The sequence below is a fragment of the Aeromonas sp. BIGb0445 genome, assembly GCF_024809075.1.
In the GTDB taxonomy this organism is placed as follows: domain Bacteria; phylum Pseudomonadota; class Gammaproteobacteria; order Enterobacterales; family Aeromonadaceae; genus Aeromonas; species Aeromonas rivuli.
This window is the reverse complement of record NZ_JANUES010000002.1, coordinates 308571-332480: the sequence shown is the minus strand read 5'-3', so window position 1 is coordinate 332480 and position 23910 is coordinate 308571. Positions and strand designations below refer to the sequence as shown.

The 23910-nt window shown below is 61.5% G+C and carries 19 protein-coding genes; 1 reads left to right on the top strand and 18 read right to left on the bottom strand.

What is annotated here, in order from left to right:
- Positions 1–51 precede the first annotated feature (51 nt).
- The 15 genes from tssM to M2367_RS05090 form a co-directional block, all read right to left on the bottom strand.
- Positions 52–3546 carry a type VI secretion system membrane subunit TssM gene (gene tssM / locus M2367_RS05160; protein WP_310504056.1) on the bottom strand — a complete coding sequence of 1165 codons (3495 nt, stop codon included), beginning with the start codon at positions 3544–3546 and terminating at the stop codon, positions 52–54.
- A 30-nt stretch (positions 3547–3576) separates the two neighbouring features.
- Entirely contained in the window at positions 3577–4983 is a 1407-nt protein-coding gene (gene tssA, locus M2367_RS05155) for a type VI secretion system protein TssA (protein ID WP_259236028.1), read from the bottom strand.
- An 8-nt stretch (positions 4984–4991) separates the two neighbouring features.
- Positions 4992–5594, bottom strand: a complete 603-nt coding sequence (gene vasI, locus M2367_RS05150; RefSeq protein ID WP_042043852.1) for a type VI secretion system-associated protein VasI — start codon at positions 5592–5594, stop codon at positions 4992–4994.
- 28 nt (positions 5595–5622) lie between these two features.
- Positions 5623–7161: a sigma-54-dependent Fis family transcriptional regulator gene (locus M2367_RS05145; RefSeq protein WP_259236027.1), complete on the bottom strand. Its 1539-nt coding sequence runs from the start codon at positions 7159–7161 to the stop codon at positions 5623–5625.
- Between the two features lie 3 nt (positions 7162–7164).
- Positions 7165–9816 (bottom strand): type VI secretion system ATPase TssH, encoded by a 2652-nt coding sequence (gene tssH, locus M2367_RS05140; protein ID WP_259236026.1) that lies wholly within the window; start codon positions 9814–9816, stop codon positions 7165–7167.
- A gap of 19 nt (positions 9817–9835) precedes the next feature.
- Positions 9836–10615, bottom strand: a complete 780-nt coding sequence (gene icmH / locus M2367_RS05135) for a type IVB secretion system protein IcmH/DotU (RefSeq protein ID WP_259236025.1) — start codon at positions 10613–10615, stop codon at positions 9836–9838.
- 25 nt (positions 10616–10640) lie between these two features.
- On the bottom strand, positions 10641–11978 hold the full coding sequence (gene tssK / locus M2367_RS05130; RefSeq protein WP_259236024.1) for a type VI secretion system baseplate subunit TssK: 1338 nt from the start codon (positions 11976–11978) through the stop codon (positions 10641–10643).
- A gap of 2 nt (positions 11979–11980) precedes the next feature.
- Positions 11981–12493, bottom strand: coding sequence for a type VI secretion system lipoprotein TssJ (gene tssJ, locus M2367_RS05125; RefSeq protein WP_259236023.1), 513 nt, complete (start codon positions 12491–12493; stop codon positions 11981–11983).
- A complete protein-coding gene (gene tagH / locus M2367_RS05120) occupies positions 12493–13776 on the bottom strand; it encodes a type VI secretion system-associated FHA domain protein TagH (protein ID WP_259236022.1) in 1284 nt (427 codons plus the stop codon). The genes tssJ and tagH overlap by 1 nt, the downstream gene beginning before the upstream one ends.
- A gap of 2 nt (positions 13777–13778) precedes the next feature.
- Positions 13779–14777, bottom strand: coding sequence for a type VI secretion system baseplate subunit TssG (tssG, locus tag M2367_RS05115; protein WP_042043865.1), 999 nt, complete (start codon positions 14775–14777; stop codon positions 13779–13781).
- Positions 14741–16507 (bottom strand): type VI secretion system baseplate subunit TssF, encoded by a 1767-nt coding sequence (gene tssF / locus M2367_RS05110; RefSeq protein ID WP_259236021.1) that lies wholly within the window; start codon positions 16505–16507, stop codon positions 14741–14743. Before tssF ends, tssG begins: the two co-directional genes overlap by 37 nt.
- A 3-nt stretch (positions 16508–16510) precedes the next feature.
- Entirely contained in the window at positions 16511–16942 is a 432-nt protein-coding gene (tssE, locus tag M2367_RS05105; RefSeq protein ID WP_042043868.1) for a type VI secretion system baseplate subunit TssE, read from the bottom strand.
- 6 nt (positions 16943–16948) lie between these two features.
- Complete coding sequence (gene tssC, locus M2367_RS05100) at positions 16949–18427, bottom strand: type VI secretion system contractile sheath large subunit (RefSeq protein WP_224430561.1); 1479 nt, start codon at positions 18425–18427, stop codon at positions 16949–16951.
- Positions 18428–18462: 35 nt separating this feature from the next.
- Entirely contained in the window at positions 18463–18966 is a 504-nt protein-coding gene (gene tssB / locus M2367_RS05095) for a type VI secretion system contractile sheath small subunit (protein WP_042043873.1), read from the bottom strand.
- Between the two features lie 483 nt (positions 18967–19449).
- The gene (locus M2367_RS05090) at positions 19450–19626 is read right to left on the bottom strand and encodes a hypothetical protein (protein ID WP_259236020.1); all 177 of its coding nucleotides are present in this window, start codon (positions 19624–19626) and stop codon (positions 19450–19452) included.
- 358 nt (positions 19627–19984) lie between these two features.
- On the opposite strand from M2367_RS05090, the gene M2367_RS05085 reads away from it, so the two are divergent.
- Positions 19985–20290, top strand: coding sequence for a hypothetical protein (locus M2367_RS05085; RefSeq protein WP_259236019.1), 306 nt, complete (start codon positions 19985–19987; stop codon positions 20288–20290).
- 296 nt (positions 20291–20586) lie between these two features.
- Here M2367_RS05085 and M2367_RS05080 read toward each other — a convergent pair whose 3' ends face one another.
- From M2367_RS05080 to M2367_RS05070, 3 genes are all read right to left on the bottom strand, one after another.
- A complete protein-coding gene (locus M2367_RS05080; protein WP_259236018.1) occupies positions 20587–21438 on the bottom strand; it encodes an aldo/keto reductase in 852 nt (283 codons plus the stop codon).
- A 183-nt stretch (positions 21439–21621) separates the two neighbouring features.
- Entirely contained in the window at positions 21622–22461 is an 840-nt protein-coding gene (locus M2367_RS05075; RefSeq protein ID WP_259236017.1) for an SDR family oxidoreductase, read from the bottom strand.
- 168 nt (positions 22462–22629) lie between these two features.
- Complete coding sequence (locus M2367_RS05070) at positions 22630–23910, bottom strand: Bcr/CflA family multidrug efflux MFS transporter (protein WP_259236016.1); 1281 nt, start codon at positions 23908–23910, stop codon at positions 22630–22632.

Genomic DNA, 23910 nt, shown 5'->3' with positions numbered 1-23910 from the left:
CACTCGCTGGGAGCACACCGGGGACTCGCCCCGGTGTCTCGCCATTAGCTATCAATAAAGGGATTCAGGCAGGCTGAACTGGCTGAACAGGCCCCCGGCAAAGGGATTGTGAGACGCATCCGTATAGACCCTGTAGGTCATGGCGCCCTGATCCACCGGGAAGCGCACGTCGAAGGCGGCCTCCTTGACCTGAGTCAGCTCCCCCTTGTCCATCAGCCGGAACATGGCCCAGGGCCCCACGAAGCCTTCACTGCGCGGCGATCTGTCCCGGGCGGCAGGCACCAGGGTTATCTTGCTCTCGGCCCCGTCCCGCATGGTGTTTGGCCACACCAAGGGCACCTTGCTGCGCCGACCATGGGCATATTCCAGCAACTGGCCGTCCAGATTCAGCACGCTGCGCCGCTTGTTGGCGGTCAGCTCGATGGGTTCGAGCACGAACTGCACCTCCAGATTGCCCTTGGGGGTGAAGAAGGTCTGACGGATCCGTGCCGCCCGCTCGAGCTGCTTGAGCAACTCGGCCTGCACTGGCGAGCCGTAATCGCCATCCATCAGACCGCTCTCCACCATGGGCTTGAGGTTGCTCTGATAGAAGCTGTCCAGGGTGCCGCCCGGCGCGAAGAAGCGCTCCATCTCGGAGAGCGGAGCATCCTTGGCCGACACCGGATTGAAGGGATAACGCCCCGCCAGCTCGGTGTTGAAGGGGGTCACCACCCGGTCTTGCCACTCCTGATTGAGGGAGGACATGGCCAGGTCCACCACCAGGCGGGAACTCTCCTCGGCCAGCTGGCTCACCCAGCGATCCAGGGGCATCGGCAGGCCAGTGGCGTATTGCTGCAGGGCAAACACCGGATCCGCATACTTGTTGGTCAATCGCATCTGCACCGCTTTCAGCGCCGCCTGGCCCGGGTCCGTGGCGTTGACGATGAGCTCGAGGTAGTGCTGCAAGTCGGTCAGCTTCTGGGTCACCTCGGAGATGAGCGGCCCCTGCTCACCGCGCCCGCTCAGCACGGCGTTGGTGGCCAGGAAGGGGCGACCTATCCGGGCCGAGATGGCCTGGGTGGGATCCCCTTCCTTGTCCGACAGCTGGCGGATGCGGGTGTTGTCGTCCAGGGTCGAGATGACCCGCTGGAACGGCTGATCGTTGCCCGTGATGGCCGCCAGCACATCCAGGGCCTGCTGCGGGTTTTGCAGGGGTTGCACATCCAGGTTGGTCAGCAGGTTCTGCCACTGGCCCACATAGTTGGTGACATAGCGATCGTTGACCTGACGGGTGATCTCCCGCCGATCCGCCTCGCTCAACCGGGTGTTCTTGCGCTGACCCAGCACCCAGGCATCGGTCGCGGTCAAGTCGATGAGCGCGGTATCCTGCTTGAGGAAGAAGGTGCTGAACCCCGGATAGGTGAGCAGCCGTGGCACCAGGCCCCGCTTCTCGTCCCGCAGCACGAAGACGCTGTCGAAGGTCGGCCCCACCTCGTCGCGGATATTGAGATCCGGCGCCAGGGTTTCGTCGGCCTTGAGCACCAGATTCTGGTAAACCCGCTGATAGAGCGGCAGCTTGCCGAGCTCACGCTGGGCGCCATAGACGCTCTGCTGGAAAGGGGCGAAGGCCGTGATGGCCGCCTGATCCTTCTGCACACGGCTGCCATACCAGTCGGTATGGTCCAGGGCGTAATCCAGGTGACCCATCAACTGATCCTGCGCCACTCCCTGACCCGGGAAGGCTTGCTGCCAGCGGCTGCCCATAAACTGCTCGACCTGAGGCTTGTCACGGCCGGAGGCATCATCGAGCATGCGCATCACCCGCAATATCGCGAATTTTTCCTCGCTACCGGCCGGGGCCTGCTCAAGATCCTCTTCCAGTCCCTGCATCAGGGCCGGCAGGAAGCGCAGCCGCAGCAGTTGCAGATAGGAGCCCTCCACATAGGGGCCTATCTCGTCCCCCTGATAGAGCCCCAAGTCCGCCAGCACCGGGGATCGCTCCCGATAGTTGCCAAACGACAGGGTCGCCTCGCGAATAAGATTGAGGCGGGGCAGCTGGTTGAAGCCCAGGGCATCCTGACCGCTCAGATCCCGGGTCTGCATGAAGTCCTGAGCCTTGGCCAATACGACCTGCCCCGCCGCCTCGTTGACTCGGTAGTAGTAGTGCCAGCCACCAACCAACCCGGCGCACACCAGGGCGATGGCGCCGATGCCCACCGCCATGCGACGGCGGCGATAGAGGGTATGCAGGCGATTCTCCCCGGCCAGATGGGCCTCGGGGAAGATGATGGCGGCGAACAGATTGCGCACGAAATAGGTGGTCGACTCCCCGCGCAACGAGGAGTAAATGGGGTCGGGCAGCTGATAACGGCGGGCCGATGCCTGAGCGAACGCATCAAACGGTACCCCTTGCTGGTAAACGGAGCTGACATAGACGCCGCGCACCATGATGGGCTTGCCCTCTTCCAGGGGGGCCAGGGTTTCGCCCAGCAGCGCGGTCACATAATCCTTGAGCCCCGCCAGTTGGCGCACGAAGGCGAACAGCGCATTGCGCTGCTTGTCGCCGCGCCCGGCCAGCAACATCTCCGGCAGGTTGTCATTGAGATTGACCAGCCACTGATCCCAGAACAGTTCCAGATCCTGCAACCACTGCTTGCCCTGGCTGGTGCCGGGTTCGAAAGTGACCCCGAGCACCGCCTCGCGAGCCTCTTTATCCAGCGCCTCGTACACCGCATCGAAGCCGTGCAGCAGATCCAGCTTGGTGAAGGCCACATAGAGCGGCAAACGGGTATTGAGGGTGCCCACCAGCTCCTGCAAGCGCGCCCGCATCAGCTGGGCATAGGCCTTGCGCTCGGAGACGCTGGCCTGGGACAGCCAGGCGAGATCCACCGTCAGCACCAGGCCGTTGAGGGGCTGGCGACCCCGATTGTCCCGCAACCAGCCAAGCAGGTGATGCCAGCGCCGTTGCGCCGGCGAGTTCATCTCATCCGCGCCCGGCTGGGCAAACAGCTGGCCATCGGGATCCAGCATCACCGCCTGCTCACCGAGCCAGCAGTCGATCTGCTGGCCCTGGGCGTCATCGCGCAGCTCGTTGTCTAGCCTGGGGTTGAGCTTGTTGGCCGGGTTGGCCCTGTGGATCAGGCTGCTCTTGCCGCTGCCAGGCAGGCCCAGCACCAGATACCAGGGCATGGCATAGAGCGCCTGCTTGCCGAGGTGCTGACGCAAGGCGTCCAGCCAGCGGTCGAGGAAACGCTGCTGACTGTCCACCAAGGCTTGGGCCGGATCCTGCTCCAGCACCACCTCTTTCTCGCGATCCAGGCGATCGGCCTTGAGCCCCTGATAGAGGCGCCAGGCGAGGATCCCCAGCGCCAGCCAGAGCCAGATCATCGTGAATACCACCCGAGCCCAGACGGAGGCAAGCGGCTGGCTCTCCCCCAGGGTCAGACGCGGGCCGAGCCACCAGGCCAGGATCAGCACGACGACCCACACCAGTCCCCCCAACAGGGTCCAGGAGGGTTTCAGCTTGGGCAGCTGTTGCCGTAAAAAACTAAATAGGGTCTTGAACATAGGATTGTGATTCAACTCCGACTCGATGACTCATTTCGACCCAGGGGTCGCGTGCTGTTCCAGGCGATTGACCAGGCTTGGCTCCCACTGGGCCAGACCCAGCCGGACCGTGGTTTGCCACAGATGCTGATAATGTTGCCGTGCCAGGCTCCCCATGCCGGCCTGCGCCAGCAGATCGGCCTGGACCAGTTCGGCATAGAAGCGCGATCGGGGCTCGCTGAGCCCCTGCATCTGCTCCTCGAGCCGCTGCAGGGCCAGATCCAATCCGCCCTCGTCCAGATCAAGCTGCGCCAGGGATCCCAGCTCTGCCCCCCCTTCACCGGCCCGCGCCTGCTGCAACCAGCTCGCGCAAACCGCTGGCAGAAAAGGGGTCCCATCGCTAAAGCTCAGGGCCTTGAGCCCGGGCAGACGCGCGAGAAAGGCCTGGGCCTCCTCCCGGATCCCCTGGGCGGCCTCGTTGAAGCCCAGGGCCCTGGCCAGCTCGAAGGAGAGTTGGTGACCCTCCAGCCAGTACGGCGCCAACGTCAGGCTCTGCTCCACCTTCTGCCAGAGCGCCTGGGTCGGCTGGCCCATGGCGGCGCGGTACTCATCCACCATGTCGGCGGAAACCGGCGCTAGCTGGGTCTTGCCATTGGCCCCCGCCAACGGCGGCGTCGCTATCCCGGACCAGATGGCGTGGCGGCGTAGCCGATATCCCACCGCCGCCTCGCTCTGGCGCTCGATCAGCAGTTCGGCCACCTTGAGCTGGGTCTGGCGCCAGGCCCTGTCATTGCTGCTGTCTATCTCCAGAGGCGCAGCAGGAGATGGCGTGGCCGTCAGCCCCATAGCGGTCGCGCTGCTCGCTCCCGATGGGGCCGTCTGGGCACGCTGACCACCCTCGGCCTGCTGCTGGGCCGCTTGCTGGCTCTGGGCCCGGCGCAGGGCGCTGCCCAGACTGGCCAGGGTGTCGATCTTATCGGGGCACAGGGCAAGCCAGCGGGAAGAAAGCCTGTCCCAGCGGCCAAGCAGCTGGCTCAACTCAGCGGCACTGGCCGACTCGCAGCTACGCTCAGCCGCCGCCTCGAAGCGCTTCACTATCTGAGTCATCAAGCGCTGCTTCTGCGCAAGATTGTGCGGCCAGGCCGTCAACCAGTAGGCACCCAGCCAGGCCTCCAGTAGATCGAGGGCCGTCGCGAAGGGCGCCAGCTTGGCCGGTTGTTGCAGGCAGCGCAGCAGCTGAGCCAATACCCGCATGTCTTTGGTATGCAACTCAAACAGTTGCAGGCAGGACTCGGCGACCGCATCGAGATCCACCTGGCTGTGGGCCAGGGAGCCCAGCTTGACCAGTTCGGTCTCCACATAGTCCCACTTGCCATTGTCGGGGGGCACAGGCTCGCGGCTGCGTTCCTCAGGGATCGCGGTCAACAGGCGTTGGCACCAGGGGTGAATGTGACTCATGCGCCCCCCTACCAGCGACACTGCTGACGCAAGGGTGACAAGGCCTTGCCCAGACCCGTCAGGTCAAACTGCAACATCACCCCCTTGGGCGCCGTCAGGGTGAGCTGGCGATGACCGACCCAGCCCTTGAGCTCATCGATGGCGGGCAGGCCGCGGCCATACTCCAGCAGCATGCCCTGCTCGCGCACGAACCAGTTGCCCTGGCGAAGCGCGTCATCGAGTCGGGTCTCGACGCGGTTCCCCACCCAGGGTTCATCCAGACGCAGTCGCAAGCTGGTGATGCTGTTGCTGCAACTGATGGCCAGGGTGGCGCCACGCAAGGCGGGTCGAGTCAGCAACAGACTGGCCTGCTCAGCGTCCGTTTCAGCATCCTGGCCGAGCAAGAAGGGCTCGCTTTGAGCCGTTCTGCCCTGCTCCTGGCGCCAGATGGCTTGCCAGAGTTCGGACTGGCGGGCGGGTTCGGCCAGGGCGACGGCACCGCTGCCGATGGCGTCGTAGCAGGCCAAGCGCACTAGCGGAGACGCTTCGGCACGGCACTGTTGCAGCTGAGGCGCGAGCGCATCGCCCTGAGTCGTGACAGCGAGCAGCAAGGGGATCAGGCTAAGGGACATCAGTTCACCTCCAGCGGGTTAAGAGGCATCAGTTCACCTCCAGCTTCTGGCATTTGTGATCCAGGGTGCGCTTGGGAATATTGAGGCTCTGGGCCACCAGCAGGCGATTGCCCTGGTAGTGGCGCAGCCTGGCTTCGATCACCGAGGCCTCGTATTTCTGCATGGCCATGCGCAAGTCCCGGATGTGGTTGTAGTCATCGAGCAGGCCCGGCAAGCTGGCGCACACCCGGTTTTGCAGCTCGGGAGGCAGCGCCTCCAGGCCAATCTCCTCACCGGCCAGGGTGTGGGCACAGGCGACTTCCAGCAGGTTGCGCAGCTCGCGCACATTGCCCGGGAAGTCGTAACCCTGTAGCTGGCGCAGGAAGCTGCCCTGCAATTTGCCCAGCACCTTGCCCTCGGCGGCGCCAAACTGGGCCAGGAAGTGCTGAGTGAGGGGGGCGATATCTTCACTGCGCTCGCGCAGAGGCGCTATGTGCAGCAGACACTGGCAGAGCCTGTGGTAGAGATCGCTACGAAACGTCCCCTCCTCCACCCGACGCTCAAGGGGCTGATGGGTGGCGGCGATGAGGCGAAAATCGGAGTGACACTCCTTCTCTCCCCCCAGGGGTCGGTAACTGTGGGTTTCCAGCACCCGCAGCAGCTTGACCTGCATGGCGGGGGGCATGTCGCCCACTTCGTCCAGAAACAGGGTGCCGCCATGGGCCTGAGCCACCAGGCCCGCCTTGTTGTGCTGGGCCCCGGAGAAGGCGCCTTTCAGGTAGCCAAACAGTTCGCTCTCAATCAGGTTTTCCGGGATGGCGCCACAGTTGATGGCCACGAAGGGCTTGTCGGCGCGATCCGAGCACTGGTGCACCAGGCGAGCGACCACCTCCTTGCCGCTGCCCGTCTCCCCCTGAATGAGCACAGTCAGCCTGTGCTGGCCCCCCTGATGGATCTGCTGGCGCAGGCCGCGGATTGCGGCAGACTGGCCGACCAGCCGCTCATCGAGCAGCTGTTCATGCTGGCGCTGGCGCTGACCCTCTCCCTTGATCAAGCGCAGGGAGTCACGCAGCACCGATTGATCCCGACGACTGCGGCCCAGCTCGCGAATGAGGGTCAGTTGATTGCAAAACAGTTGCGCCAGGGCCGTGAGGCAAGGCTCCGCGCTCCAGGCTTGCAGCCGGGCCCCCTCATCGAGCAGGGCCAGCACGGCGAACGGCTTGCCTTGGCTGTCAACCAGCGGCATGGCGTGCAGCCCTGTGCCTTGACCAAGGGTGGTCAACAGTTGGCGAAACCCTTTATGCTCGATGCGCGCACCGCCATAGAGGGAATCCCAGGTGCGCGACTGCGCCTTGTGCAGTACATAAGCGAGGGGATGGGCGAAATCATCCGCTCCCAGCACCATGGTGACCGGCTGCCCTTGCACCCGTCCCTGGCAGTGCAGCTCGCGACCGCTGACATCCAGCATGGCCAGCAGCACGCCGCTGGCCTGGTAGCGGGTCGCCAATTCGGCCAGCCACCAGTCACACAGACTCTGCTCATCACGGGCGCGGGTCAGGGCCAGGGCAAACTCGAGGGCTTGTAACATGGCTTAGCCCTCGACCTCGGCGATGAACTCACCCGACTCGACCCGGAAGCTGACGCGATTGATGGCCTGACCCGCCCCAAGGCGTTGCAGCAGTTGCAAAGAGACCGGTGGCAGCAGGGCCCCGTCGATGACGGATTCGAGCATGCGGGCCCCGTTCTCGCTGCGATTGGCCCGGCGCAGAATCTCCTCGGCCACCTCGGGCTCGAGTACCACCTCGGCACCGAACCGCTCCTTGAGCAGGCTAACCAGTCGCGCCAGCTTGCCCTGCACTATCTCGACCAGGGTGTCGTGACCGAGCGGCAGATAGGGGATCACCTCCATGCGCGCCAGCAGGGCGGGCTTGAAGAAGGCGGCCAGTTCCGGATAGAGGGCGTCGAGCAGGGCATTGGGCTGCTCGGCATGGTCCACTATGGTCTGGAAGCCCAGGTTGGAGGTAAGGAAGAACACCACGTTCTTGCAGTCGATGACTCGTCCCTCGCCGTCGGCCAGTTCGCCCTTGTCAAAGCCCTGATAGAAGAGATTGAGCACGTCCGGATGGGCTTTCTCCACCTCGTCGAGCAGCACCACTGAGTAGGGTTTCTGACGAATGGCTTCGGTCAGCACGCCCCCCTCGCCAAAGCCGACATAGCCGGGAGGCGAGCCGATGAGGCGAGAAACCGTGTGCTTCTCCTGGTACTCGGACATGTTGATGGTGGTGAGATACTGACGACCGCCAAACATCAGCTCGGCAATCTGCAGCACGGTTTCGGTCTTGCCGACGCCGCTTGGCCCCACCAGCAGGAAGGCGCCCAGGGGGCGACCCGGCCTGCGCAAGTCGGCGCGGGCGGTGAGCAGATGCTTGTGCAGGTGCGCAACCGCAACCCCCTGCCCCTTGATGGTGTTGCCCAAAAACTCCGGCAGACGGGTCACCACATCCAGTTCCCCCTGGGAGATACGGTTGAGGGGCACCCCGGTCCACTCGGCGATCACCGCCGCTATCTGGCCCTTGTCCACGTGGGCAGAGACCAGCACGGCCCCCTGTTGCAGGGCGGTGAGTTCGGCATCGAGCTGATTGAGACGGGCGATGGCGACCTGGGGGTCCATGACGGCGTCGGCCAGATCCACCCCAGCCTGGGGCTGCTCCGCCTGAGCCTGTTCATGCTGGCCATCGAGCAGCGCGGCGCGCAGCGCCACTATCTCGTGCACCAGGCTCTGCTGCTGCTGCCAGTGCGCCTCCTGCTCGCCCAGAGCCAGGGTGCAGGCTTGCTGTGCCTCGTGCAGCTCGGCAAGGCGCTCGGCGTTGTCGCCCAGGCCAATCATGGCCTGGCGCTCGAGTTGGCGAATTTCCAGCTCCCGCTGGCGCAGCGCGTTTTGCAGGTGACTGACGGCGCGCGGCGGCGTGGTCAGGTTGATGGCCACCCGGGCACAGGCGGTATCGAGCACGTCGATGGCCTTGTCCGGCAACTGGCGACCCGAGATATAGCGGGCGGAGAGCTGGGCCGCAGCCTGCAGCGCCTCCTCGTCGATCAGCACCCCATGGGCTTGCTCGTAGATGCTGCGCAGGCCGCGCAGGATCACGGTCGCCTCCGAGGCCGAGGGCTCACCCACCTTCACCAGCTGGAAACGGCGCGACAGGGCCGCGTCTTTCTCCACGTACTTCTTGTATTCGCTCCAGGTGGTGGCGGCTATGGTGCGCAGCTCACCCCGGGCCAGGGCCGGTTTGATCAAGTTGGAGACATCCAGACCACCGGCCTGGTTGCCAGCCCCTATCAGGGTGTGCGCCTCGTCGATGAACAAGATGATGGGACGCGTCGACTCCTTGACCTCCTGCATCACCCCCTTGAAGCGCTTCTCGAACTCCCCCTTGACCGAGGCCCCGGCCTGCATGGCGCCGAGATCCAGACTGAGCAGCTCGACCCCCCGCAATTTTTCCGGCACCTGACCCGCGATGATACGCAGCGCCAGTCCTTCGATGAGGGCGCTCTTGCCGACCCCGGCCTCCCCCACGACGATGGGGTTGTTCTTGCGGCGGCGGGAGAGGATGTCGATCATCAGATCGATCTCGTGATCCCGGCACAATACCGGATCCAGGCTGTTCTGGCGGGCCTGTTCGGTCACATTCTGGGTGAAGCGGGCCAGCAGACTGGCATCGGCAGGCAGGGCGCCCTGGGTCGCGGCGCCGCTGGCATTGACGCTGACCTGGGTTTCGGCAGACTCTTTCACCCACTCATCGAACTGCTGGCGCAGCAGTTCGCGGTTGACCTGGGCCAGCAGACGGCTGATACCGGCGCTGAGATAACGCTGGGGGGTCATCAGGAGCACCAGCAACAAGACGCCGCTGCGCAAGCGGGCATGGCCAAACTCGGCGGAGGCCAGCAGCCAGCTGTCTTGCAGCCACTCGACCAGCAGCGGTGAGAAGGAGGGGTAGCCCGGATCGGTACTGGCATCCCCCGCCCGGGGTTGCAGCAGTCCCGTCAGCTCATCGACCGGTACCTCGGCCCGCTTGAGAATTTGGCGCACATCGCACAGGGGCGTCTCCAGCATCTTGAGCAGCAGATGCTCGATACGGATCTCGCTGCCTTGCTGGCTGACACACAAGGCGGCAGCCTCTTCCAACATGTGGCGACAGATGGGGTTGAGTCTTTCCACCAGTACTGGCAGTTCTATACGGATCAAGGCGTGCTCTCCTTAGTAATTATTTTAATAATTCGCCCAGTTGACGCAGCACGTCCTGGGTCTGGTTATCGAGTTGGTGATGGTAGAGACCGAAGATGAGGGCCAATACCAGGGCGCTGCCGATGCAGAGAGTGCGCAGGGACCATTGGCGGGGTAACTGATAACGGGATGCCTGCTGGCCCAGATCCAGGTGAAAGACCCGGGGCGCCTCGGTCTGTGCCTCGCCCTTGAGCTGGCGATGGAGCTGGCTCACCACCCGCTCGAACTCGCCCTTGCCCTGGGTCATCACCTTGTAGCGCCCTTCAAACCCCAGGCAGAGGCACAGGTAGATGAACTCCAGGATGTCGCGATAGCGCACCGGATCCTCTTGCAGACGAGCGAGCAGCACGAACACCTTCTCGCCGCCCCAGGTCTCGTTATGGAAGCGGGTCAGCAGTGAGTGTTCCGACCACTCGCTCTGACTGCCCCAGTCGCGGCCCATGACGGCCTCATCGATGAAGGTGCAGAGGATGTAGCGAAACGACAAGACCACCCCGTTCTCGTAGCCATGGGCCGTCAGCTCCTGCTCGATGGCTTGCACTTCGGTGACCACCCGTTGATAGAGCTCTGGCACCCGATCATGGCGGGTCAGTTGGCGCACCCGCTGCACCAAGCCCAGCAGCGGGGTCACCGCATCTATCATGGGGTTGATGCTCTGGCCCCGCAGGCGGAACCAGTAATCCGAGTCCATGTCCAGCTGCTCGGCATGGTCGAACAGCAGGTCCTGCATCTGGTCGCTGTGAATGATGTCCATGGTCATCTGTGATACTCCTCCCTTCGGGGGCTCATTGGCTGCGGATGGCCCAGAGCTGCATGTCGAGCTCCGGGAAATCCCCTGCGATGTGGAAGCCGATGGTGTTGCCCTTGATCAGCATCTGCCAGGCCGGGCTCTGCCGGTCGAGCTGGAAGTAGCTGTAACCGGCGTGATAAGGCAGCTGGCGCGGCGCCACCGGCAGTGGCAGCAGCGGGATCCCCGGCAGCTGCAAGCTGATGAGTTCGCGGATCTTCTCGCTCGACGCCACCTTGATCTGTTGCAGCAACTGCTTGCGCAGCTGCTCCTGGGGCATGCGGGCCCGCACCGCCAGCACGAAATCGGCGCTGGCCATGAGTTCGCTCTCGCCCACCATGGCCACCATGACCCCGTATTGATGCTTGTGCAGCTGAATGGAGACGGCGCGCGGCGACAACACTGTGCTGAGCGCCTGGCGCAGGGCCAGGATCACCGGCTCGAAGCTCTGTTGCTGATCGTCGTGACGATAGGCACCAAACAGGGGCGGCAGGCGGGACTCATCGGTGAAGGTCATCAACTCGCCACACAGCTGTACCAGTGCCTCGAACAGCCGTTCGGGGTGCAGGGTGCCAAGCCGGGCCAGATGGGCGAGCTGGGGCTGGGCGCGGTTGAGCAGTTGCAGCATCATGAACTCGGCCACATCGGCCACCCCTTGCTGACCGGGGGCGGCGATACGCTGGGAGAGGCTGCGAGCCCGCTCCCCCACCAGGCCCGCTATCTCGCCCAGGAAGCGCTTGAGGCTGGGGATGGCGGAGACGCTGATGCTGCACGGCATGAAGTTGCTGTCCAGCACCAGGCTGCCATCCGGGCGCTTGTCCAGGATGCGGGCGATGGCGAGCGAGGCGTAGGCGCTGCGATCTTCCCGTTCGAGCATGAGCCGCAGGCTCACCTTGCCTATCTCCAGGGAGACCACGTCCCCCCCGTCGCTGTGCAGATCCCGCACATCATGGCGCTGGGCCTGCAACCGGGTGGCGATCCCCTGCTCGGGGTCACTCACCTCGTTGACCCCGCTCACCGACAACGGCAGTGCCAGATAGACCTTCTGGTTGGCCAAGGAGGCATCGAGGATCTCGAGGGGGGGCGGCAACAGATCATCGTTTGGGATATTGAACACTGTGCCATCGGGCAAGATGCCGCTGGCACCGACCAGGGCGATGCGGCCAAAGCCCAGATAATCCTCATTGATGCTCAAGGATTGCAGGCCGAAGAAGTAGTCGCTGAGCGCGCTCAGCCTGGCCTGGAGGCTGTAGTCCCCGTGACGCTGTTGTTGTTGAAAATGCTGGGGTTTGATGAACAAACCCTCACGCCAGATAACCCGATTTCGACTGGACATAGTTATTCTTCTTCTTTCTGTATTTCGACTTCATCGAGTCGCAGGTGAACCAGCAACTGATAAGCCCGCCCCTTGCTGCGCACCTTGATGACCTTGCGCCATTCGGCGCTGTTCGGGTCGGCATAACGGGCAATGACGCCGATGTAGCGGGTCTTCTCGTCAAGCTCGATAGGCGGCAGATATTTGAACTGGTTCGGCAGCAGGGTGTAGTCCTGATGATCCAGGTAGTTCTTGCCCAGCGCCTTCTCCGGATCCGCCGTCACCTGGTCATAGTCGGTGGCCAGCAGCTTGGAGTCTTCGGCCAGCAGCACTATCTGGAACTCGATCGGCGCAGCCTCTCCCCCCTCGTTCGGATTGACATCGGGCTCGGCCAGCAGGCTGAGCCCCAGGGTTGAGGGCTGGCTGTCATGACTGCCGACCTGGATATCCGGATCCATGGCCACGTCAGCCATCTTGCCCATGGTGGTGCAAGCGGACAGCCCGAGCAGCAACAGCAGGCAGAGCACTGAGCGCATCAGATAAGTCCTTGTTGCTCGCGCAGGGCCTTGTCATAGGCCTGGGCATATACCTGATGGAACAGCTTGTCGAAGCCCTGCTGACGAGATGAGGTGAGCTCCTGGTAGTAGTGCTGATACATGATCCAGCTCCAGGCCTCCTCGCTCATGTCGTCGGGCTTGCGGGTACGGCGATAGTGCTCGAAACGCGAGCGCAGTGCTTCGGGGGAGAAGGCGTGCAGTATGCTATCCAGCGCCGCCTTGATGGCGGTCTGGTTGGCCACGTGGTGGACCCGGATATTGCGCAGGCTCTCGGCAACCGCCGCTGGTGCGGCCAGATGGACCGGGCTCTGCTGTTCGGCGAACAGGAGCGCCAGGGTATCGTCATAACCCAGTCCCAGACGCAGGGGGTTATCTTCGATGGGCCGCAGATGCTTGTCGGTCAGGGCGGTCTGATCCGCCTGCAACAGCAGGAGCCCCTCGACCAGCGCCCGCAAGGTTCTGCCCATCTCCTCGAGCATGTCGTGAGCCTGCATGCTGTCTGCGGCGCGCAAGGATTGGCCAAGGCCACGCATCAGCGGAGTGAGCGCCACATGGCTCGCCTCGTTGTGCAGATCCTGATAATCATGCCCGGCCCCTTCGATGGTGGGGATGTCGAGATATTCCTGACTCATGGTGTCCTCGCTAACGGCGGAAGTAAAAGTGGGGGGGACCCGGTCGGTCCAATGCTTGGGGGCGCTGGCATCCGCCTCGGCAAACAGGGCGGCAATGCCCTGCCGCGGCGAGGGGCGGCTGTCGATGAGCGGGCTCTGCTGGCGCTCCTGTTGCAGGGCAGCCAGGGGGTCGAGCGCCAGATCCTGGGGACCGGCATCGGCCTGGGAGGCCGAAGTGGCGTCCCCGTTCAACCAGTCGTCGAGCTGCTCGGATGGCCGGTTATGCAGCACCTGATGCAAGTCCGGCTCGACGCGGACGGCACCGAGATAAGCCTTGAGGCGAAACGGCCCCACCACCAGCTCATCCCCTTGCTCCAGGTGAACCTTGCGAGCCCGCCCTATGGGCGAACTGGCCCCATTGATATAGGTCTGGCCGCTCAGATCGCACAGGCAGAAGCGGCCATCGTGCTGCTCGATTCGGGCATGACCCGGCATGACGACACCGAGCCGGTCCCGCAGTTGCCAGTCATCCTGCTCGGACGCGCCCAGGGTGCCACCCAGCTCGTCAAAGCTGTATTGCACCCTGTGATTGCCATCGAGCTGCTCGCTGTTGAGCACCACCAGGGACAGCTGTTGATTTATGGTCTCCACTTTCACTCCTGCACACAGATGGTCACGTAGGGATCTTCCGGCGGCTGGCCGAGAAAACTGCTCCATCCCAGCCGACCGCTCTGCTCCTCGCCGAGCTGCATGCCGTGGGCCTGGGCCGGGGCGAAGCCCAACCGCAGATCCCAGGCAAGCTGATCGCGCAAGATGAAGGAGACGAAGGTCACCAGGGGTTGGAAATGCTCGCCGTTCGGAAGAAAGGTGAGAAACTCTTCATGAGTTAAGTTATTTATTTTCAACAAAAATTTACCTGCACAATCCTTGACGCCCGCACCTATGACCAGATCGCTGCCCAGGGAGGCATTGGCACGGCCGAGCCGGTTCTGCTGTTCGCCGTGAATGGCAACCCGGCGCGGCTGCCAGGCAACCACCTCGACATCGAGCAGGTCGAAACAGTGGGCCACCAGACCCGCCACCACCTCGGGGGAGCGACTGGGGCTGGCCAGCATGCCGGCGTAGGAGAGCATCTTGGCGCGGTTGACCGGCAGGCTGTGGCACAGCTCGTCGTTGCCCAGCCCCACCAGGGCAAACATCAGCCGGGAGAAGCCATCCTCACCATCGTTTTGAAAGCGCACGTGGTAGCGATACTTGCGCCAGATGCGATGGAGCAGGGTCAACAGCCGGTGGTGGAAGAAGTCCAGGAACAGGCCGAGCTTTTGCTCCCCTTGGGCATACTCCCAGGCCAGGGAGTCCAGGTAGTAACCGGGCATGGGGGACTGGCTGCCGTGCAGGCCGAGGAAGGCGACTTCCAAGTGGTGACGCCCCTCGTCATCGCGATCCACCGTCAGCACATCGCTGGTCGGAAAACCCAGCGAAGCAGACGACTTGAAGCGGATCCGCTCCCGCTCGGGCAGGTAATCGAGTCCGCTCTCCTGATCCAGGCCATCCTGCTGGCGCAAGAGCTCCACCAGCTGGAAGAAATTGTAGCGAGCCGCCTCCTGGGCGGGCCTCACATCAGGGAGTGCTGACCTATCTGTACCGGCCACTTGTAGCACTCCTTGTTGTCCAAATTGACCACCTCGAGCAGATGGAAGGCGTTCACGCTGGCGTAGAGCGAGAGGAAATGTGCCAGCACAGTGCTGAACAGATAGAGCTCGCCCTCGCTGCCAAAGGCCGACTGACGAATGGAGAGCACCGACTTGAGTCCTCGCACCGGCATGCCCTTGACCAGACGATCGACCGGACTGGTGGTTATCTCCTCAATGCCGGCCAGTCGCTTGCGCGATGCCTGCTCCGCCTGCTTGTCTTGCAGCGCGGGAAAATCGTAGGTACGCAACACCTGCACCAGGGCATCCCGGCGCAGCAAAGAGACGTAGTTGAGGGACAGGTTGGAGATGAGGGTCCAGTGCAGGCTGCCATCCAGAGCCGGATGCAGGGGCCGGGTTGGCCGCATCAGATTCCTGAAGGTGGCAAAGGAGGGGGAGCTGCCGGTCGGCACGCAGATATCCCCGACCTTGAGCCGCGCCGCCTTGCCTCTGTTGGTACAGGTCAGGGTCACAGAGATGGACTCATCGAGCTGCACCATGCTGGTCTCGTCGCCACGCACGAAGGAGAGTTGATGCTCAAAGCCCTCCCCGGCCACCGACTCCTTGACCCGCACCCGGTAGTAGAGCGCCAGGCGGCCCTTGGCCCGCTCAATCTGATGCTGGAAACTCTCAAAAGGCTGATAGAGTCGCGGCGCTCCCCGGGCACGGCCCAGATTGCCCTCGGCCCAGCCTTCCACCTTGTCCACCGAGAAGATCTCGAAGCTGTCGCTGTGGCGATAGCTGGCCTTGAGGGGATATTCGGTCTGGCGGCCATTGAGGTTGATGGGCTCGCTGTCGTGCTGGAACAGGTTGATGGCCGGCACGCAGTTGAGCATGAAGGAGTCGGGCCGGATCTTCAGATCCGCTGGCAGCGGTCTGGTGAAGCAGAAGTGGATCTTGAACGCGCTGACCGGCAAGGGCTGGCGCGGCCAGTCGCCACCGGAGAGCTCGAAAAACAGGAAGCTTTGCGGGAAGCAGAAGAACTCCTGCAAGATCCGGTAGCCGGAATAGACGTTGTTCGGGTAAGGCAGCAGCGCATCATCACGCTCAAAACCGACGCTGCGCAGGGCTTTGGCATCCTGGCGAAAGCGCTTGCCCTCGACTTCCAGCTCGATATGGGAGAGCTGGTGCGAAAGCCAGAAATAGAGCTCATAGGCGGTGTAACCATCCCCCCCCAGATAGAGCCGCAACTTGTCCAGTTGCAGGTCGCTCAGGGGCAGCGGGCCATGGAGTGAAATGTCCAGGCTGATGGTGGAGAGATCCGTGCCGCTCTGGGCATCTATCCGCGCGATGTCGGCGGGGTAGATCCAGGCATCCCGGCAGGTCTTGAAATGGCAGCTCACCCCATCCTGGGGGCGGCTATCGAGCAGGCAACCCTGGCTGACCAGGGCGGGTTGGGCAATGGAGCCCGGGATCACGGAAAACTGCATCATGGTCATGCTGGGCACGGGACGCAGGTAGTTTGGCCAGAGCATGCCGAGCAGGCCATGGGTCAGCTCGGGGAACTCATCTTCGATCTTGGCCCTCAGATTGCCCGTCAGGAAGGCAAAGCCTTCCAGCAGGCGCTCGACGTCGGGATCGGTATTTTGTTCCGACAGAAATCGGGTCAGTTCGGGATGGGCATCGGCAAATTCGCGACCTTGCAGGCGCAAAAAAGCGAGTTCATCCCTGAAGTAGTGTTCCAGCGGCATTGATCAGACCATGCGGTAGTGACGGTGGTTGTCCATGTGGACATTGAACGAGGCAATCTGCTCCAGATTTTCCAGTCGTATGTGGGCGGTCACCTGAAAAGACATCTCCAACGGATTGTCCTGATAGTCGGGTGTCCTGACCTCCACATGGGTGATCCTCGGCTCATAGCGTCGGATGCACTGCCGGATCGCTTCCCGGACCCGCCCCTTGATGTCCGCCTGACCCTGGGTCGCATCGTTCAAGTCGATGACACCCAGTTCCGGGGAACTGGCACAACTGCCGGGACGGGTGTTGAGCACCTGATCGAGCTGGCGTTTCACCGAGCCTATCAATTGCTCAACATCCGAAGCGGGGGGAGTTGCAAGCCCCTCCCCCCGTATACGATCGAACAGACTGGCCGCATTTCCTCTATCCCAGGAAGAGAGATACGGCATGGGTCATTATTCCTTGTCCAGGCGCCCTACCAGAGAGAGCTCGAAGCTGGCACCCATGTACTTGAAGTGCGGACGCACCGACATGGCAACCTGATACCAACCCGGCTCCCCTTCCACGTCCAGCACCTTGATCTGGGCGGCACGCAGCGGACGGCGGCTACGCACGTCTGCCGGCGGGTTTTCCTGATCCGCCACGTACTGCTTGATCCAGCCATTGAGTTCACGTTCCAGATCCTGACGCTCTTTCCAGGAACCGATCTGCTCGCGCTGCAGCACTTTGATGTAGTGGGCCAGGCGGTTGATGATGAACATGTAGGGCAGCTGGGTACCCAACTTGTAGTTGGTCTCCGCTTCCTTGCCCTCTTTGGTGTTCGGGAACACCTTGGGCTTTTGCACCGAGTTGGCAGAGAAGAAGGCCGCATTGTCGCTGTCTTTGCGCATGGTCAGGGTGATGAAACCCTCCTCGGCCAGCTCATACTCACGGCGATCGGTGATCAGCACTTCGGTCGGGATCTTGGCCTGCAACTGACCCATGGCCTCGTAGACGTGCACGGGCAGGTCATGGATGGCGCCACCGCTCTGGGGACCGATGATGTTCGGGCACCAGCGGTACTTGGCGAAGCTGTCGGTCAGGGAAGAGCCCATCAGATAGGCGGTATTGCCCCAGAGGTAATGATCATGATCCGAGCTGATGTCTTCTTGATAATTGAAGCCCTTGATGGGGTTTTCAGTCGGGTCGTAAGGCAGACGCGCCAGGAAACGCGGGGCTGTCAGGCCCAGATAGCGTGCATCTTCGGATTCACGCAGGGAGCGCCACTTGGTGTAGGAAGGCCCTTCGAATACCGACTTCATATCCTTGATCGACGGCAGATCGGTGAAGCTGTCCACCCCGAAGAAGGCGGGGGCGACCGAGGAGATGAAAGGTGCGTGCGCCATGGCGCCGACCGCACTGACATACTGCATCAGCTTGATATCGGGGGAGCTGTGGGTGAAGGCGTAGTCGCCGATCACGGCACCGATCGGCTGGCCACCGAACTGGCCATAGCCCGTCGAATAGACATGCTTGTAGAGGCCAGACTGAGTGATTTCTGGTGAAAATTCAAAATCTTCCAGCAGCTCTTCCTTGGTGGCATGGAGCAGTTGGATCTTGATGTTTTCACGAAAATCGGTGCGATCGACCAAGAGCTTCAGGGAGCGCCAGGAGGACTCCAGCTCCTGCAGTTCACCGGCGTGCAAGATGACATCCATCTGTTTGCTGAGCTTCTTGTCGAGTTCGACAATCATGCTGTCAACCAGTGCCTTGTTGACGGGTTCTGCCGTTGAACCATTGTCCAAGATATTGGCAATGAGGGCGGCAACCCCTTGTTTCGCAACGCTATAACCTTCATCAACCGGGCTGATGCGGGCCTGCGCCATGATTTCGTCCAGCAAGGACCCAGAGGCGCTGCTGGCCCCTGCCTGTACCTGTTCTTCGACCAAAGACATGTCTATTTCCCTTCTCGTCAATCAGTTCCGCCGCGTTACTCGGCAGGCTTAATCACATCCAGTTCCTTGAGCAGTTGCTCACGGGCTTCGTCGCTGGACAGCAGATCCTGCAGGCGGTTGCGGAACGCCGGGATATTGCCGAGCGGTCCCTTGAGGGCCACCAGGGCTTCTCGCAACTCCAGCAACTTGCGCAGTTCGGGCACTTGCTGGGCAACGCGATCCGGGGTGAAGTCTTCCAGAGACTGGATCTGGATGGTGACAGGCAGTTCATCCTGGCTGTCTTCTTCCAGACGATTGGCCACGGAGAATTTCAACTCCAGACCGGATTCCTTCATGACAGAAGAGAAGTTGTTCTTATCGATGGAGACGGTCTGACGCTCTTCAATGGGCGTGTCTTCAGTCCGTCCCTTCATATTCCCAACCACCATCATGGTCAACGGAAGTTCTATTTCCGCCTGCTGACCACCGGTTGCCGGGACATATTTGATATTGATACGTTCTTTGGGCGCTACTGTGGCGCCGTCGATTCCCTTTCCCATGCTATAAGTACCATCTTGGATCCACTTAGGTGCACTAGGTTGGTCTCGATATAGCCCGATGGCAACCTGTCAAAAATAACAGTTGACGCTCCACCTCATAAAAATCCTTTTTCAAAAAACACTGATAGCCAAGCCTAAGCAACTGAATTAACTAAAAATATCAAACAAATATATTAAACAGCTCGTCATTTATCATGCACTCATTAACTGGGTAGATAGCGACAGTTTTTTATAATACCTGTCAGATCTGACAGGTATTATCAGGCGACCAATTAACCAGCAAAAATAATGTGTCATTAAAATGTCATGTATTGTTCGCAATTCATCAAAATCATCATTACGGAATAATTGATGTGCGATCCCGGGGCATGTCGTTCAGATATATCGTCGTGCAGGCTCAGCGAGGGGTTATCGAGAATGGAGTATGAACATCACTATTTCCCGTGGATCGCCTGCCGCGAGGCAAGCTGGGGCAGCCCTGTATCACCCAGGCGACTGGCACGCGATAATTGGCCTCACCCGCTGTTTGGCCAGGGTCAGAATGGCAAACACCGGCAGCGTCACCGTGATGGCATCACGGACCTTGGCGATGAACGGGTTGCTGGCGCTGCCACCCCATTCGACGAACCAGATGCCTTGCGAACAGAGCCAGTGAATCACTTGAAAGAGCCCTGAACCATCCAATGGATGACCAAGCGCTCTGTAAGGGAATATCGGCCGTCACTGATTGATTTGCAGAAACAGGGGCCCCTCCCGCCACAAGAATCGACCCTTGAGTCGCCCTCCCTTATCTAAAGTTGACAATATAATCAACGCTTTGCACCAAAAAGTGCCGGGAGGGACGCTAGCGTGCCGACACATTCACAGCCAATGGAAAACGCACGGCACACTCACACGGCCGCCATCCTGAGCTGTGCAGGTTTTTCATACACTTTCGTGTTTTGTAGCAAGCTGCCATTCAGCCAATCCCGGGTAATTTACCGTTGTTTAATTACCATGACTTAATCAGGGGAACATCATGACAAATCTCGCACCTTTCCAGGCAGTGCTCGGGCAGGGTTTAACGACGATTAGAGAGTCAGTGGTGAAGATATTTGGCAACGAAGGGGGCCTTCTACTTTACTGCAACCTGAACCACAGTGACATCCTCTGGTATCCGACCGTGGTGTCGTCGCTAGGCGAACACCGTGTCGTGAATGATGCCGGGATAGCTCAAGGCTTCACCACCAGACACGAAGCCGAGGAGTACATGCAGAGAGTGTGCAGGGTACTTCCCATTGAAATTGTGGAGAACACCGCCTCCTCGCGGACTCTCTTGGGCTAAAGCCCTCATTCATAATGGGTTGTCTCCCGGTGGCCCTCATGGCACCACTGACCCCGGAGATGGCTGTAACCGACTGGTCGGTGAGGTCATTCAGAGAACAAAGCCTGCTGCCCTCTCCCGCACAAAGCCGATAGAGCAATCAGTGAGTGATAGATTTGGATCAGACGAGCACTGTTAGCCGTCTTGCGCTTCTGATCTGGGCGGTTGTCCTGATGTTCAGGCACCAGACTCCAGTTGGCGGCGAACCGCGCCACCAACCGTCTGTCATCTCCCGACGCCATTGCTGATTGCCCTTGTCAGACGTCGAGCTTGCGCCGGGTCAACCACTCCACCATGGCGGGGTCGCGGTGAGAGAAGAAGGCACTGGTTGCCGTATCCAGCGCGGCTATCTGCACCATCTCATCCTGACTGAGCTCGAAGTCGAGGATATCGAGGTTCTCCTTCATCCTCTCCTTGCGCACCGACTTGGCCAGCGACGCTATGCCGCGCTGGAAGATCCAGCGCAGCACGACTTGCCCCACGCTCTTCCCCCGTTTCGCGCCGATGGCGGTCAGCACCGGGTGCTGGAACAGACCATTTCTGCCCTCTGCGAAGGGAGCCCACGCCTGTGGCTGTATCTGCCGACTCTGCATCCAGGGCGCGGCATGCAACTGCTGATTGAAGGGGTTCACCTCTATCTGGTTGACGGCAGGCACCACCTTGTTGAACGCCATGAGATCCGCCAGCCGATCCGGCTGGAAATTGCTGACGCCGATTGCCCGGATCTTGCCGGCTTGCTGCAACTCCTCCATCGCCCGCCAGGCGCCGTGGACATTCCCGTAGGGCTGATGGATGAGATAGAGATCCACATGATCGAGCTGCAGGCGATTCAAGGAGCGCTCGAACTGCGCCTTGGCTCCCTCATAGCTGGCGTCTTGCAGCCAGAGCTTGGTGGTGACAAAGAGCTCGTTGCGCACGATGCCGCTCTGCCTGATCCCGTTCCCGACCTGGGTCTCATTCTGATAGGAGGCGGCGGTATCGATCAGCCGATAGCCACTGTCGATGGCCTCGATGACGGCACGCTCGCACTCTGCCGCGTCTGTCATCTGAAAGACACCAAAGCCCAGCAGGGGCATCTCGATACCGTTGTTGAGTCTGACTGTGTTCATCTCATGTTCCTTTCGCGGTGGTGTGACTGGCGCGACAAAGGGATCCCAGAGGAGACAGATCCGCTGCCAGGCACGAAGGCGACGATGTCTTTCACCTTGGTGATGAATGGTTCGAGCCGCCTGGCCGCCAGATCATCTACTCAGGGAGTGTTTGATCACGGGGGAACTCTCATCCCGGTCAACCTAGTGTGTTGTCTTCAAATACTGGAGTTCGCCGAACCAGTAGCTGGCGGTGGTGCCGCCATCGATCAGGAAGTCGGTCCCCGTCATGAAGCGTCCTTTGTGACTCATCAAGAACTCCCCCAGCTCCCCGACCTCGTCAGGTGTACCCGCGCGGCCTGCGGGACACAGGCCCAGCATGGTCCGGTACCCCTCGCCACGGGGTCCTTTCAGTTCATCGTTGGCCAGCGGCGTGATGATGATACCTGGACTGATCGAGTTGACGGTGGCACCACGCTTGCCCCAGGCCGTCGCCTCATACATGACCCGCAACACATTGCAGCGCTTGGAGTATTGGTAGGCTTTCAGGGTATCGTCGATGCCTTGTATCAACGGGAGTGCCAGTAGCTCCTCCGTGGGTGTCATGGCAAGTTGCTCGCTCTCCTCGGGTGGAATGTTGCCGAGCCTGTGCCCCGATTGGGACGAAATGACAATCCCTGAGCCCCCTTCGCCGATGATCTTGCCGAACTCTTCCAGCAAGACCGCAGTGCCATACAGGTCAACCTTGAGGATGGTTTCCACGGAGGCTTGGGAAGGGGAAACGCCGGCCGCATTAATCAGATTCATGACGGTGCCATGGCCCTGGGCGTGTTGCACCAGCTTGATGATCGACGCCCGTGACGACAGGTCCACGACCAGCACGCTGGTGTCAAAACCGGCCTCTTCAAGGGTCTTGGCCGCTGTCTCTGCATTTATCTGGCTGATGTCCGCCAGCACCACATGCTTGCCTGCCCCTACCCGCCTTGCAATGGCTTGCCCAATGGACCCGGCCCCAACCAGCACAACCACTTCTTTTTTAGCCATGATATTGCCTCTCTCATTCATCCCCCTTGGTGGGGTAAGGTTCACTCTCAAATTTATAAAGCGTCGGTGCCAGGCCTTGGACTGTACCCGCCACCTCCCGGGGCACCATCTGATGCTGCCCCCACTTGCACCCGGTCCTGCTGTTATTGATGTGAAGGCATCGCGCTCTCATCGCACCGGCTCGGGTTGCGACATCGGCTCGCAAGACACCTCGGGCTCGGTGCTTCGCCACAGTGCAAAGACGAGGCAACCCACTCCCCCGACCGCCACTATCCAGCCCATGGTCCAGGGGGTTCCATCGGTGCACCAGCCGAGCAGGGCCGCACTGAACACCCCGCTGCCGTAGTGCATGGCGCCGACCAGGGAAGAGGCCGCGCCCGCCTGCTTCGGGAAGAGCGCCAGGGTGCTGGCCACCGAGTTGGCGACGATGAAGCCACTGACCGACATGTAACAGAAGATAGGTATAGCCAGCCCGGCGACCCCACCTAATCCCCACCAGGCATCGAGGGCCAGCCAGAGAGCGGAGGCGGCGGCAGCCCAGGCGCCATAACGAAACAGGCACTCGGGCCCCCACTTGGCCACCAGGCGCGTGTTAACGAAATTCAGCACCATCAGCCCCAGGATATTGGCGCCAAAGAGCAAGCCATAGGCCTGCGCCGACACCTGGTAGTAATCGACGTAGGCAAACGGCGTCCCAGCGATAAAGGCATAGCAACCGCCGTAGTAAAAGCCGCCGGCCAGGGCATAGCGCAGCAACCGTCTGTCCATCGCCAGGGCGGCATAGTCTTTCATTGTCACGGCCAGAGACGCCTGGCTTCGACTTGCCGGTGCCAGGGTTTCGGGCAGGTAGCGCATGGCGATCAAGGCCACGACGCCCATGCTGGCCAGCACCCAGAAGATCCCCCGCCAGGACCAGTACAGCAGCAGTTGTCCCCCGAGCAACGGCCCGAGCAGCGGCGCGACCGCCATCATCAGGATCAGGGTCGACAGCATCTGGGCCGCCCGCTCCCTGGCATAGAGATCACGGACCATGGCCCGAGCCAGCACGGGACCGGCGCAAGCCCCCAGAGCCTGAATGACGCGCCACACCAGCATCTGAGGGGCGGTCTCGGCCAGAGCACAACCCACTGAGCCCAGGATGAAGAGTCCGATACCGAGCATGATGGGCAAGCGCCGGCCATAGCGATCGCTCGCCGGTCCCCAGAACAGCTGGCCCAGGCTGAAACCGATCAGAAAGGTCGAGATGGTCAGCTCGACCTGGGTCATGTCTGTGTTCAAGTCATGGACCAGCTGCGGCAGCGCCGGCAGGTACATGTCGGTGGAGATAGAGGCAAACGACATCAAGGCGCTCAGGATGATCAGGATCCTGAGTTCCTGGGCATGAGCGCGTTCGGGCTGGCTACCAAGGTGTGCGGCTCCGGCTGCGGGCTGACTGTTATTCCCCCGCAT